Here is a 13,908-nt window from a genome sequence, read left to right on the forward strand (position 1 = left end):
TAATGATACCATTCCCGCAACAAGGATTGAGTCGCGATGCTAACCGATGATTTGCCTGATCTCAGAAGAACAGTAAGGGGAGCATTAATCCTCCCAGCTCCTGGTGTCGTATCTAGTAGTGACCTAGTCGCCATGCCTGAAGACAAATGGCGGACACTTCGGAACCGGATTTCGGACGGGCATAACGGTGACCCCAACGGCCTCAAAGCCGTCTGTATGTTTCCCGGATGCGGAGGGTTGGTCTATGTGTCCGAAAAGCCGAAGGGCACCCGCCGTTATCCCTACTTCGCGCACCGCCAGGGAGAGGGCCTGGGATGCCCCTGGCACCCTGCCTCGAAGCTAAGTTCGGATGAAGCCCGAGCAGCGCAATACAAAGGCAACCAGGTATCTGCCGCCCATGAGTTCCTGTGCGCGGAGCTAGCTCGTCTCGTGAGGCTAGACGCTCGGTTCCAGGCGGTCGAAATCGACAAGACCTACATTGCCGGGGATGATGGGCAGGGTGGGCGCTACCCCGATGTCCGCTTCCGTTGGGAGGGCTTACCGGAATGCGTGTGCGAGGTCCAACTCTCCAATACGTTCCAGCCCGAGATATCCCAACGGGGAATATTCTATGAGGGCAAGGGTATGCCGCTGGTGTGGATACTGCATGGCGTCGAGCCGCGCCTGGAGAACCTCCCGTCCTCGTTCCGGGATGTGATCTTGCGGCACAAGAACAATGCCTTCGCGCTGGACCAGGAGGCGGTCGCGGCATCGGAACGCGAGAAGACGCTTGTCCTGAAGTGCTTCCTGCTCAACGCCGGGGCCGTGGTAGAGACCCATTTGGTCCGCTTCGATGCTCTGACGTTCCCCAAAAGGGGCCTCCCTTACTTCCGCAATATGCTCCTGCCCGACATGGCGGCTTTTCGCGCCCGGAGGCGTCCATGGATCGAGGCATTGAAGGCGCTGAAGGCGGAGACTGACGGCAACTGGTATGCTTCGCATATGGGCCTGCCTGAGGTGGTCGAGGCATTCAATACCTTGCCGGCAGCCCCTCAGGACCCTGAGGCCCGCTACGACTTTGCCCGTCTCGTGGCGATCACAATGACGCTCCTCTCCGAAGCCGGCGGGCGCTACCAGGACCTGGTGTATCGCCACATGCCGAACGCCACGGCAGCCCTCAACACCTTCCTCTCACGCGGGGGTCCCCAGCAAAGGTGCGCGGAGGTGCTTCGGGTGCTGGTCGATAGAACAGCCCTTGTTAGCATACTCAGACCCACCGTTCGGGAGGCCATCGGGAAGGCAATAGCCATGGAGCCGGACGAACAGGTGCGACCTCACCATCCGTTCTATGATGGCTTGTCCTGGCTGGTGCCCGAAGTATTTGACGAGGCGGTGCGGGAGGAGCTGGAGCAGAGCGAGGCTTTGCCTGGATGGGCGTCCCCACTACCTAGGGCGGTTAGTACTGAGGTCGCCCTTCAGCCTGCTTAGAAGTCATGATCGCCCGAGGTTGAAAGCAAATTATGCGAGACTTAGAGTGAAGGGCTTCCAGGGGGATGAGCACCATGCTTTCGGACGACGACAAAGCGCGACTCTTTTCACTTGCCGCAACTGATAGGGACCGGCAGCTTCTTGTGGCTGCCATGCGAAGTGGCCTGAAGGAGACCACGGAGCACGGGCTCTTTGAGCTGCTCACCCAGTACGTAATGATCGGAGCGGTAGCCTACCTGGTGGCGGAGGCGGCATCGTACGTGTTCGCTCTGATATCGCCCAAATGGTCCCTGTGGGCTGGCCTTGCCGCATTCGCAGGCACCATACTGGCAATCAACCTGGGGATGGACGGAGATGCCGGGAGAAGGCGGAAGGAGTGGCTGGCGGCGACTGCACGAAAATATGTCCACTTTGCCACGCTTGCTGTCGGCTTGCTGATTGGCGGGGCTTACCATGGCTACACCGAGAGGACCTCCTGGGAGGGCGAGGCGAAACAAGCTACGCTGGCCGCCTGTGCAGACATTCCTGCATGTTTGTCACTGGCTCAGCGCTACAACCAGGGCAATGACGTGGCGCAATACCTCCCGTCGCCGGGCCGCTAAGCAGCCCGTCTGGGGGAGACCCTGTGGTTGGGATAGGGCTTCGCCCCTCATCGTCACCTCATGGTAATGCGAGGGTTCGGTGCTTAAAGCAGTCACATTGAGCACCTAATCGGCCGACGATGAGGCGGAGCGGAGGCCTTCCATTACCTAAGGCCCCACCTGGAGCCCTTTAGCAGCGAGTTATTTTCCCTATAGCAGCGACTTATTAGCCAGCCTTCTCCTCGACCGGCAGGGCTACCCCCACCAGCCGCCTGGACTCTTCACGCATAGCCGCCATGGCCGCCGCCTTGCCGCTTTGTGCCACAAGCACACAGTCATGGATGGGCAGCGCCACGACGCCCTGGGCTAGGAGCTGGAGGAGGACAGCCACCAGGATGTTGCTCTCGGTATTGGCAAGGCTCGGCCCGATGTTGGTCCCGAGGAGGGCGGCGATGGCGGGATGCTTGGCCTCCACCGCCGCCGAGAGCCTCTTGGCCGTCCACCCCGCAGGCAGCAACTCTCGGAGTCCCCCCGAGAGGCGGCGCAAGGCCCCGTCGCGGAAGAAGAGGGAGGCGGCTGCCTTCTTTACGGCGTCCCGGTGCCCCTCCAGGCCCGCCACCGCATACGGGTCTCCGGCCGGCGGGGTCGCCCCGATGAGGGCGTAAGCCAGATGGACGTACATCGCGCGATAGTCCAACTCCACCAAACGCTCCCCACCAATTGTGAGGCCAGCCCGCCTCGCCCGTGGGAGGGACTGCCAGAAGCCTCCGAAGAGTCTCCCGTGGCCGCCGAACGTGGCGGGAGCCTCCGCGCCGCCCACGAGGAAGACCCGGACAAGTTGGTCAGGCGGTTGGCGCTCGCCGTAGAGCCTTATGTCGGCCCGCGCCAGCGCATCGTTGATGGTCTTCATTTCCGCTCGAAGCCGGAGAGTCTCTCCTGAGTCCGGGTAGTCCACCAGTATCTTCGGCCTGTTCCTCCCTACGACTGCCTTGAGGATGACCGTCTCCCCACCAGGAGCCCGACCGATGTCCGCTAGCGATACGCGGGCCTGGGTCAGCATGGAGCGCAGCCGTGCCGAGGGCTCGACGGTCGTCCGCAGATGCTTGAAGATCGCCGCGTGATAGACCGCCAGCTCGGCCTCAGTCAGCGACTTGAGAGTGTCGATGAGGGGACCGCGCGGCAAGTCCTTGCGGTCGTAGCGTGTGGCGGCCTTCTTGTCGGCCTGGACGGCAAGGCGCGTCCCTGGCGGATGGCGGAGGGCCACCAGTGCAAGGTTGGCCACGAGGTTCTGGACAATCGCTAGGCGGCGCTCGGCGGCGTCGGCCCGGGGCTTCCGGTTCGGGTTTCGGGCGGAGGTGGTCTCAAGCTTGGCATGGAGCGTGGCCGCCAGGTCGGCCGTGGGGGATGGCTCCCGGACAGTCAGCCACAGGTCTTGCATGAGGGTGGTCGATGGGGGCAGACTTGCCGCCCCCATCGTTTGATCGACGCCTAGAAGGACCAACGGCCCATGGTCGTCCCGGTCCGATCTCTCGTCAAAGTGCGTCACCGCTGGAGCCTCCCCGCCGTCTCCGCCACCTCGCTCACCGCCCCAGAGTCCGCGACGATCCCGGCGATGTCCTCGACGGTCTGCCCGAGGAGCCGCATGAAGGCCCCCTCGGCGCGAGGGTACCGGGAGAAGGTGCCGTAGAGGGCGGAGTGGACATGGGTCCCCGAGGCAAGGCGGTGGGCCATCTTGGCGATCTGGACATACTGGAACTCCAGGTTGGCCCTCGGCCCGAGCGCCGACTGAGCGGCCTTCACAGTGAGGGTGATCAGCAGGAGCTGCTCTCCCGACTTCCCGGCCTCCTTGAGCCGCGCCAAGGCATTCCGCGCCTTCTCTTCCGTGCCGGCCCAACGCGCGTCTTGCGCAGTCCTAGCGGTGCCGCTCCCGGCTAGGAGAGCATCCAGGGCTCCGACGACCTGGGTCACGTTGTGGTCGCCCTCGTGCGCCCTGAGCCACCGCCTCGCTGCCATCTGGAACGGCCGTAGCTCTGCCATCGTGTAGCTCCTCCGCCAGTGGGTGCCGTGGCGGCGTCTGAACTCGACGTGGCGCTTGCACAGGGTCTCCGAGAGGCCGTTCCTGGCGGAGCGCTGGGTGAGGTTCTTGCAGCCGTGGGCAGCACAGCGGCGGGGTGAGAGGTCCGAGGGCGCGGCAGCACGGCACTCGATGTCGTGAGGAGACTCGCCGCTATCCACGAGCCGCCTCCAGGTGGCCCATTAGGCCATCCGGGTTGGGGTCTGCATCGGTAGCCTCGATGAAGTTGAGAGGGTCGCAGTGCTTGGCGGCGATGGTGGAGATCACCGGGAGCATCTTGAGGGCGACACGGAGACCGGACTTGGACTCCCGAACCGCGAGGTGGTACCCTTCCGGCTCTCCCACCCGCGCCTTGACCGGCACCAGTCCCCACTCTCCCCGACCCCTTGCGTCCTGGATCGGCTTCAGGAACCCGAAGCCCTCGAACGGGGTCTTACCGCCCGCCTTGAAGCCTTTGCTGACTGAGACGTGGCCGAGGATACCTTCCAGCCCTTTGGAGTGGACGATGAGCTTGGCGTCTCCCTGCCGGCACTCCAGGAGACGCGCTACAGCGAAGGCTCTGAGGATATCGTCGCTCTTTGCGCAGCCTGCTCCCCAGAGGCGCAGCACGTCGCCCTGGCCCCAGAGGACAGCCCCGTAGGCTCCGGCCCATTGTGGCGGTGCAAATGAAGCTGCTTCCGGTCGAGGCCCTCGGTCGATCTCAATGATTGCGCGGAGGGTATTGGGGTCGTTTATCTGGTCGGAGTCGAATGGAATATCTGTGACAGACACTAGGCTGTCTCCTTCTTGAATGGAATAGAGGGTGGGCCAGCAGACCTCCGGTGGAGGACGCAGAGGCTTGCCGGCCCGATGGGTGGATTAGGACTTCAGGGCGAAGTGCGGAGCGTCCTTGAACCGCTTCCAGTCAGCCCCGATGTCGAGCTTGACGCCGGCCTCCCTGGCGGCCTGCTTCATGGCTTTGACGACCTGGGCCTGGAGCTTGGGCTCGAAGACCACTGCGCCGTCCTTGTCGAGCGGCCAGAGGTCCACGGCGTCCCCATGAAGGTGGTCCGACTCCTCGGTCTTCGACCAGCCCCACTTGACGGCCTCCTCCTGTTTCTCGGCATCGCGGACCCCGGAGCCGATCACGAACTTGACGCCGCCGATCTCTTGGGCTCGCCTGATGACGGACTGGAGGTTCGGCTTGAGCTGCGCCAGGTTGGCCTCGTGGTTCGCCACAGGGTCGGAGTTCCACCTCATGAACTTGCCGATCTGGTCCTCGCCCCGGTCGTCCTTGGCGGGTATCTTGGAGTAGGCCTGCGGGACTGACCCGAGGGCTTCCGCCACGCCGGGTGACGGGTCTAGGGACGCCACCTGAACGCCCTTCCCGCTCTTCACCTGGCCGAGGGCCGTGAGGACGCCACCAGGGCTGACCGCCGCTCGCTGGCCCTTGTAGGCACCACGACCGGATGGGGTAGGCAGGGAGGCCCACTCCTTGGCCAGCTCATTCATGAACGCTGCGTCCGACATCTGGCCGGACTGCCACCGGGATAGGCCTCGCTTCTCCAGGTGAGCCATGCCCAGCCGGTCCTGCATGCCCCGGTCGAACACCTCATCGCCGGAGAGCCCCAAGTCACGACGGAGGTCCCGAAGGGTCGTCCTGACGATCTGGTAGCGGCCCACCGCCGAGGAGTTCCACTTGTTGTCCGGGTGGGACAGCATCTGGGTCTGTAGCTGGTCGATCTGGTCGAGGGTCATGCCCTCCAGGTTGACCTTGCCCCCGGTGAACGCCCCGTAGCCGAGGGTCTCGTTGTAGCCCTCCCCCTTATCCGTACCCTCGGTCCTGCCGATGAGGTTGAGGAGGGGCGCCACCGGAGTATTACCGGCGGAGGATCTTCCATCCTCGAGCATGGGAGGGTTCTGAAGGAGGTTGGTCAGCCTGTTGCGGGTATCCTCTGGGAGGGAACCGCGGTTGTCGGGACTCTGGGGCTGCTCCTGGGAGCCACCCCCGAAGCCCAGCATGGAGCCGATACCCCGGAAGATGGTGCCGATGGTGCCGAAGCCGCTGGGGGCTCCAGATGCATCCAGGGTTGGGTCCACCGTCTCGGGAGCTGCCTCGGGTTGGGCCGGGGCGGGAGCCGGTGCGGCGTCGTTCTGTTCCTCCTCCAGGAGCATGTCGTGCGCCGCTTGGGGCGTGATGCCGTACTTGCGGGCCAGCACATTGGCAGCGTCCGCTCGCGGGCCAGGAGGCAGGGGCGTAGGTGCGTCGCTCGGCACTTCGGCTGCTGGCGGCTGCTCGGCGGGCTGCGGCTCGCTGGCAGGGCTGCTAGGGGCCTGTGCGGGGCTAGGCGGTTGCTCTTCTGGCTGCGGCTTCTCGCCTGGCTGTGGATAGGTGCCCTGCTGCTTGCTGTCGGGCGTTGCAACGATGCGGTCGCGGATCGACTTGCCGATGTCCATGGCTGCTTTCTCGCGCTCCAGGATGCCGGCATTCGGATTCTCTTGGGACCACTTGAGGAGCTGGGTGCGGTAGTCGAAGAGCGCCCTCGCCCCATCGTCGGTGAGACCTCGGACCTGATCCAGGTAATCCATACCGCCTTGGCCGGTCGCGTTGGTGATCAGCTTCACCGTGTCCTTATAGGCTGGCGACTGAAGGATGCCGTCCGACTGGTTGGCCTTCTCCACGGCGGTTACCCGGTCCAGCGCTTTGGTGAACGTCTCGGGGTCCTTTATGACCCCCTTCTTACGCATCTCCAGGACATAGGCCGCGCCCGCCCCGCCATCGACCCGCGCGTAGACCTCCAGGAGCGCATCCGGGTCCTCGGCGGTGCCGTCGCCAGCCAGGTTGCGGCGATACCCTGGGAGCTTGGAGCGGAACTCGGGGTCGCGCTTGCTGATCTCCTTCAGAGTGCCTTCCGGTATCTGGTAGTTCGGGTCCTTGTCGATCTTCGTGAGTTCGCCGGCGACCAGGGCGTTGTGCCGTGACTTGTCCTCCTTCTCCTCCTGGGCGGCCAGGGTGGTGGCAGCGGAGGCCAGCTTGGAGGTGATGTGCTCGCGGGCTGCGTAGACCTTCCGGCTGACCTCCACGTCCGACGACATCGCGTACTCCTTGCCGGGGAGCTTCCGGTCCAGGAGCGTGAGGAGGTCCTCGTTGCTGGTCTGCTCGGCTTGGAGGATGATGCTGTCCACCATGAAGCCGTCCACGTCCTTCTCCAGGTTCCGCTTCAGGGCCTCGTTGCGTTCCGACATGAGGGTGCCCCAAAGGGCCTCGTAGTCGATGTCCTTGCCGGTAGCGCGGGCGGCACCTCCGGCCTTGCTGATGTGGTCGGTCATCGAGGCACCCGTGGCGGCCAGGGCTCCCCCGTAGACGGTATCGGCGCGGTCCTTGGTGAAGTTCGCGTAGCCGCCCGAGAAGATTTGCTCCAGGTGCGGGTTGAGGCCGGCCAGGACCTCGGGGTCCGTATCCTCCCCGACATGCTCCTTGAGGAATGTGCCGACGAACTGCTTGAACTTCTCCGGGTCTCCCGAGTTGCGCTCGGGCCACTGGTTGTAGGCCACGTCGAACTGGTCGATGAGCTGGCGGCCTCGGACATCGCCCTGGGTCGCCTTGTACCACTTCATGTAGGTGGTGGACTCGTGCGGAGGGATAAGTCCCCGCTTCACAGCCTCGTCCTGGCCCTCGCCGTTGTTGAGGTATGAGTCCCGGATGGCCCGCTGCTTATCGGCCTCGTCGGTCTTGGCCTTGCGCTTGGTCATGAAGGCGCCCAGGCCGTCATCCAGCGCGGCGAGACCCTCGGCCAACTGGTGGAGGCCGCTCGGAGCTGGGTCGGCGGGGCGGACGTATGTGTTGACCGGGGCGGCGATGCCCTGGAGTGCGGAGGGCGCGGAGATTTCGCGCACGGGTGCTCGTGCCATGGTTGGCGTTGTCCTTTCTGGAGGAGAGGTTGGGCGCTGGTCGCGCAAAGTGGTTTCGACGCTGCCGCGTCTTCATCAGCGGGAGGGCTTCACTCCCGGACCATTCCCCGCTCCTCATCCCGTGTTCTCCACCTAGCTACCTAGGCACCGTATGGGAGGAGCAGCACCGACCCTCTTCGAGCCGAGTGGACAGATGGTTTGTGCTTAGGCCTATCTGTCAGAGGCCGCCCTAACCCCCGCGTGGAGGGCCGTAAGTCCGTGTGGTCCATCGCTCCAAGGGGGAGCGGTATAGGAACTGCCGCGCCCAAATAGAGGGCGGCCTCCGGGTGCGTGCCCCGGATGTAATCCTGGTGCCCCTCCGGTTAGGGAGGGTCGTGCAGGAGTATTTTGCGAGTTTTGGGAGTTTTGACTATACGTCCCGCAAGATAGATCAAGACTCTTACGATTTCAATACTATAAATCGAGCGGCCTAATAGTGGCGTGATTACTCGATGAACTCGATCAACGAGCGGAATATTTTCAGCAAACGTGCCGCTTTCAACTCCCAGGGAGTGGCAGCGGAAACAAGGAGGCGTCCAACAAGAGCGACAAGACCTCGCGGGTATTGAGCTGTCTCCGCCGAATCAGCTCGCCGGCCACGCATTCTGTTGCTGCCCACATTCGCGGGTCCTGGAGCAGCCCCGCTGTCGTCGCCTCATGCTGCCGGTAGCTGGCTAGGGTCGCCAGGTCGTCGGCCCCTCCATGCTGGGTCTTGATGATCGACACTGCGTCCTCATCGTCATCCATGCCATGAGGTCGGAAGGCGGGGCGGGTGACAGCTCGCCATACGTGCTCATCGGGCCGGCGTGGCTCCAGGTGACGGTGGACGCACTCCGCCAGGTAACCGGCCAGCGAGACCGCAATGCACTCCTCGGGGCTGGCTGGTCGTATCGGCAGCAGTCTCCACCTGGCGGGCGGCCCTAGGCGAAGCTCTTTGACGGACCACCAGTAAAGGAGGGCCACGACCGCTCGGCCCGCGAGGCTGTAGGCGACATGACGCTCGGCTCTCTCGGCCTCGGCAGCCAGGGTCTCGACCGTGGGGTCCGGCACTGAGGCGATCCCATGGATCACCATCCAGTCGCCCCTTGAAGCCAGGTTGCGAATGGCCTCGGTCTGGGCGGCCGTAATTCTGGAAATCGGTATTTTCTCCGCCAGGTTCCAGCGAAGTCTATGCCCTGTAGCCCACTCCAGCCAATGCTTGGGGCAGAGCCCTTCGCGAACCTCCGGGCGCTGGCAACGTCGGCACTTGGTGCGAGGTGGAGGACCTAGGCGTGGAGGAGCGCCCGAAGCCGGGACGGGAGTCGCGGCTACGAGGGCGCGAGATACTTCGGATAGAGGGGCATCGACCGGGAGCTTGGATATGGCACCGAGTTGCCGCTGAGTTAGCTGAGTGCGCGGCAGCTCCCAGATGCTATTGGGCAACCTCCAGCCTTTCCGCACACTGAGACGATAGTGGAACTGGCAGTATCCGGTCGGGTCGGGGCGCTGCCGGCATCCCTTGAGGAAGCAGTCACCCCGCCGTGGCCGCATCAGTCCGCCGCCGTTCCTGTCTGTGCCCTGAGTATCCTGAAGACACTCGCTCTGCCGATCCCCAGCTCCTGGGCGATGGCGTCCCCGGTCTTACCCTCTGCCTTGAGCCTGATCACCTCGGCGGCCTTGCGCTTCGCGGTGGGAGCCCTCCCCTTGTACTTCCCCTCGGCCTTGGCCTTGGCGATGCCCTCCCGCTGCCGCTCCAGCATCAGCTCCCGCTCGAACTCCGCGATGGAGCCTAGTAGATTGAGCATGAGCTTGCCTGTGGGGGTTCCGGTGTCGAGGTTCATCGCGAGGATGCGGAGGGCGACGCCCTTGGCCCGGAGCCTGGCGGTGATCTCCACCAAGTCCGCCACGGAGCGGGCCAGCCGGTCGAGCTTGGTGACGATGAGGGTGTCCCCCTCTCGCACGTAGTCCAGGGTCCTCTCCAGCTCCGGTCTGGTGGCGGCCACGGAGGACAGCTCCTCGCGGAAGACCTTGGCGCACCCGGCTCCGGTGAGGTCCCTTAGCTGGGCCTCAAGCCCTGCCTTCTGGTCGGTGGTGGAGGTGCGGGCGTAGCCGACGAGCTGGCCGGCTCCGGTAGGCGTAGTCACTGGGGTCTTCATCGCGAGGGCTCCTGTTGGGATCACTGGACTCTTGGACCCTCTGATCCAACAGTCTCAAAATGTCAATACCCATTCTTATGATACGCATTTGCACACAGTCCTCGCGGCCTCGCTAGGGCAAGCCCTAGTGATACGGAAGAACGGCTCCCACATGACCAGCCCGCGCATAGTATCACAAAGTCTTTGACTTTTATGATCCTATTGATACTATGAGGCTCTAGACGCAACCAACACACGGAGCCTGAAATGTCCCATGCCGAAATGCACCGCTTGCCACCCCGCGCCGCAATCGTCTTCGCGCTCGACCGCCTTCAGGATTGGGAGGTCGCGGAGTTCCTCAGGGAATGGCGGGAAGGGAAGCCGCTGGGGCCGTGGCTGGCGGCGCTGGAGCAGGATCAGCAGATGGCGGCGGCATAGAAGCAGGCCCGGCACAACAAAGGCCCTCAGTGGTGACACTGGGGGCCTTTCCTTTTGGGGTGTGCTCGGCCGCTAGATGAGGCGGAGTAGTGCGACCCCGAGCACCGCAGCGAACGCCATTACGCCGCCGAGAATGAGCGCCCGCGTTCGACGCTCAATGGCTTCCCTCAGGCTGGCGATGTCCGCCTTGGTGGCGACTTGATGCATGACCCCTCCCGGCTTTCCCGGCCCATTGGAGTGTAGCGGAGTCTGGGTTCCTGTCACCCCCACCGGGGGGAAGCCCACGCTCTGTCACGTAAATTGGAGACCTCGCGTGAGCGACCCCTAGTGGCGAACCGGTCAACGGCTAACGCGAGTCAGGAAATCGTAGATGACTTGATCCAGAACCTCTGAAGGGTCATTGGCGAAGTCGCGATCTGATGCCCCAGTCTCCGCCTCCCGGCGCAATTGGGTCTGGCGGATATCGAGCATTTGTTCGAGGTGCTTGTCATGTAGCAGCACAAAAAGCTTCCCGCCTTCCCGCATTGCCCCCGATGCTGCCAGCTCGGCATGTTCATGCGGTTCTTTGCGACTAAGTAGAAAGCAGACCGACCTCAACGCGCCCACATTCACGTAGCGCTCGGTCGAGTAGATTTGGGCAGGCGTGATGCCTTCCTTATAGTTCTTGCACTCGAAAATGATTGCTCTCGTGCGGAAGTCGCGGGTTAGCGTGTCCCAGAACGGATGCCCGGCCCTCACTCGATAGACGATATCCAGAATGTCCAGGCCATCTTGGGTCCGGCTCTGTGGCCTCGGGTCAACCAGGTAGTCCCCAAATAGATAGAACACTATCTCCTGCACTAACGCCTCGTAGGCCTTGGCGTCGTCCAGCCCTGGCCGAAGACCGGCGAGCCTTTTGCGTAACCGACGCCCTTCCCTCGCAGGGTCTCCAACGGTACCGAAGGTGGCCTCTCCGCCCGTAAGCTTGATCCGCCCGGTCTCAGCTTCGAGCCGATGGGGCTGAGCCGCATCCACAGCAAAGTTTCGGGCTAAGTCGCTGACGTACTCGACCCCAGCCAAATCTCTAAAGAACGCGACAAACCGGTTAGTCAGCTCGGTATGCTCGGGAGCCAGCCTGCCGAGTTCTCGCACCAAGTGGGTCCGGTCCCACACTTTGATTGCAAAGTTGTTCTCTGCCCACCCGCGATGCTCTGGTTCCACGTTGCAACTCAACATCACCGCATGGCTTCCGGCCTGATCGACGAGTGACAGCAGGGCCTTCGACCGGGCCACGTTGTCTCGTAATTCGCTGAGAGTTGGCGGATTGGCAGGCACGACCTTAGTGTCAATCGACAGTCGCTCGTCATTCGACAGGGCCAAGATGTCCGCCGCCTGGGGCCAGCTCTCGATGGGCCGCCAATTCTTCGTTGTTGTATAGCCCATGGCCCGAAGCAGTTCGTCGCAGAGGTTCTCGAACTCCTCGCCCAGCTTACGAATTTCCACCCTGCGCCCCCCAAATTTCTCCGAGCCGCTCGGGCAGCTTGACGGCCACCCCACGCGATTGTCTTCATCTTCTACAACAGCGGATCGATCTTGCGAATCTCCGCCGCAAGCCCAGGCAGCATGACATCCGACGAGCCATACTTGGCGTGGACTGCCTGGGTGGAGTGCCCCGCGAGATATTCCGCCGCGCTCCCCTCAAGTCCATAGCGGCGGGACAGGCCGACGAAGAGGTGGCGTAGGCCGTGGTTCGGGGACAGCCCAGGCCTGGCCAGACCCACCGTCTTGCTCCGCACCCACCGCCCGATGAGGGACGTAGCGCCATCCCTGAATAGCTGGCCCTGAGGAGCCGCCTCCACCCAGGCCAGGAACCCCTCCGCCTCCAGTGCTGGATGGACCGGGATGCGCCTCTCGCTGTTTGCCGTCTTCAGGGAGCGCTTGCCGGCGCTAGTCACCTTAAAGAACCAGAGTGCCTCCGCCTGGAAGAAATCAGACTTCCGAAGGGTGTTCGCCTCGCTGATCCGCAGGCCGGCATAGAGGCACAGCCAGGGCAGCCACCGCTTGCTGGCGTCCTCCTCCCTCCGAGCGGCCAACAGAACCGTGCGGGCCTCCTCCAGGGTATAGGAGGTCTCGTCTGCCGGCTTCTCCATGTAGCTGGGCAGTTCCACTCGCCCCGAGATGGTCTCCGCCTGGGCCATGGCGTCCCGGTGGTCTCGCTGCTTCTTGCCCCAGTTGATGATGGTCCCGATGGCCACCAGCCTGTCGGCAATCGTGCGGTTCGATACCCCAGCTTCGTCCTGCATGGCATCCAGCCAAGCCTCGACCTCGGAGACGGTCACGGTGGCCGCATCGTCAGAGCCGCGATGGGTAGCGAAGGCCTCCGCGATCCGCTTGTACTTCTTGACCGACTTCTCGGGCATCGGCCTGGAGCCCTGCCCTGCCTTCCGCTTGGTGGCCTGCGTGTCAATGATCGCCTCGAAGGTTATACCTTTGGCACTCGCCCCCTTCGGCCTCGACACAGGAGGAGCCGCCTGCTTCGCATCGGCGACCCATGCCGGTTCGCTAAGGTCCCCCGATAGACGCGCCTCAAGGCTTGCCGCCAGCCGTCCCTTGGCACCCATTCCCTCAAGGCCGACCAGGAAGCGTGACCATTCATCGGCCGCCGTGATGCCCGCCGCCCCCAGGTCTTCCGTTATGGCCGAGCCCCGCATGTCTTCCATCATGGCGAGTCCGATTGCGCGGAACTCGGGGAAGCACCACGGAAAGCCCCTGCCGTCGCGGACATCTTGCAAGGCCTTGGCCCGCTCAATAGGCCCGCCATCAAGCAGCCGCCGAGCATTGGCAGTGCCTTCCAGCCGCGCCGCTTCCCGTGCCTCCGGTGACAGTGCTGCGAGATGGATTCTCGTGGTGTCAGATGGGACGAAGACCGGGCGAGGGAATGAGCCGTGGGCCGCAACGGGGGCTTCCAGCGGATTATCCTTGAAGGCCTCCCACCGCCGAGCGGCCCCAAGCGCGGCCACCCTCACCGCGTCCATCTGGCTAAGGCTTTGCGGGCCGTGGTCTAGCAGCGCCTGCCAGGCGTCCAGGAGCCGCTCCCAAGCATCCAGCCGTTCGCGGTAGACGCGTGTTGCTTGGCTTCGGTCCCGCTCCCCTAGCGACTTGGTGAACTCCTGGCTTCCGCCGATCCCCGAGGCCCCCAGTTTCAGCAAGTCGTCGCGCCGATCCCAGAGCCGTTGCGGGATTCGGAACTTGCCCTGCCAAACCTCAGAGCCCTTGCGCTTGGATAGACCCCGCATTCTCCACCGACTTCCAGCCATCTCAGAGC

Annotated in this window: 11 protein-coding genes; 3 read left to right on the forward strand and 8 right to left on the reverse strand. The window is 63.7% G+C overall.

Annotated features, from left to right (window positions below):
• The first annotated feature begins 237 nt into the window (after positions 1-237).
• Positions 238-1,467 (forward strand): hypothetical protein, encoded by a 1,230-nt coding sequence (locus EJ074_RS11810; protein WP_129553429.1) that lies wholly within the window; start codon positions 238-240, stop codon positions 1,465-1,467.
• Between the two features lie 74 nt (positions 1,468-1,541).
• On the forward strand, positions 1,542-2,069 hold the full coding sequence (locus tag EJ074_RS11815) for a hypothetical protein (protein ID WP_129553430.1): 528 nt from the start codon (positions 1,542-1,544) through the stop codon (positions 2,067-2,069).
• Positions 2,070-2,274: 205 nt separating this feature from the next.
• Here EJ074_RS11815 and EJ074_RS11820 read toward each other — a convergent pair whose 3' ends face one another.
• From EJ074_RS11820 to EJ074_RS11840, 5 genes are all read right to left on the reverse strand, one after another.
• Entirely contained in the window at positions 2,275-3,594 is a 1,320-nt protein-coding gene (locus EJ074_RS11820; RefSeq protein WP_129553431.1) for a hypothetical protein, read from the reverse strand.
• On the reverse strand, positions 3,591-4,283 hold the full coding sequence (locus tag EJ074_RS11825) for a hypothetical protein (RefSeq protein ID WP_129553432.1): 693 nt from the start codon (positions 4,281-4,283) through the stop codon (positions 3,591-3,593). The genes EJ074_RS11820 and EJ074_RS11825 overlap by 4 nt, the downstream gene beginning before the upstream one ends.
• Positions 4,276-4,893, reverse strand: a complete 618-nt coding sequence (locus EJ074_RS11830) for a hypothetical protein (RefSeq protein WP_129553433.1) — start codon at positions 4,891-4,893, stop codon at positions 4,276-4,278. The genes EJ074_RS11825 and EJ074_RS11830 overlap by 8 nt, the downstream gene beginning before the upstream one ends.
• Before the next feature lie 87 nt (positions 4,894-4,980).
• The gene (locus EJ074_RS11835) at positions 4,981-7,998 is read right to left on the reverse strand and encodes a M15 family metallopeptidase (protein ID WP_129553434.1); all 3,018 of its coding nucleotides are present in this window, start codon (positions 7,996-7,998) and stop codon (positions 4,981-4,983) included.
• Between the two features lie 1,583 nt (positions 7,999-9,581).
• A complete protein-coding gene (locus EJ074_RS11840; protein WP_129553435.1) occupies positions 9,582-10,187 on the reverse strand; it encodes a recombinase family protein in 606 nt (201 codons plus the stop codon).
• Positions 10,188-10,433: 246 nt separating this feature from the next.
• Between EJ074_RS11840 and EJ074_RS29670 the strand changes: the two genes are divergently transcribed.
• On the forward strand, positions 10,434-10,604 hold the full coding sequence (locus EJ074_RS29670; protein WP_165349914.1) for a hypothetical protein: 171 nt from the start codon (positions 10,434-10,436) through the stop codon (positions 10,602-10,604).
• Positions 10,605-10,676: 72 nt separating this feature from the next.
• Here EJ074_RS29670 and EJ074_RS30580 read toward each other — a convergent pair whose 3' ends face one another.
• The 3 genes from EJ074_RS30580 to EJ074_RS11850 form a co-directional block, all read right to left on the reverse strand.
• Positions 10,677-10,811 carry a hypothetical protein gene (locus EJ074_RS30580; protein WP_281033665.1) on the reverse strand — a complete coding sequence of 45 codons (135 nt, stop codon included), beginning with the start codon at positions 10,809-10,811 and terminating at the stop codon, positions 10,677-10,679.
• A gap of 132 nt (positions 10,812-10,943) precedes the next feature.
• Entirely contained in the window at positions 10,944-12,086 is a 1,143-nt protein-coding gene (locus EJ074_RS11845) for a hypothetical protein (protein ID WP_129553436.1), read from the reverse strand.
• A 71-nt stretch (positions 12,087-12,157) separates the two neighbouring features.
• The gene (locus tag EJ074_RS11850; protein WP_129553437.1) at positions 12,158-13,879 is read right to left on the reverse strand and encodes a hypothetical protein; all 1,722 of its coding nucleotides are present in this window, start codon (positions 13,877-13,879) and stop codon (positions 12,158-12,160) included.
• Between the last annotated feature and the right edge of the window lie 29 nt (positions 13,880-13,908).

Origin of the sequence: Mesorhizobium sp. M3A.F.Ca.ET.080.04.2.1, assembly GCF_003952525.1 — a bacterium.
In the GTDB taxonomy this organism is placed as follows: Bacteria; Pseudomonadota; Alphaproteobacteria; order Rhizobiales; family Rhizobiaceae; genus Mesorhizobium.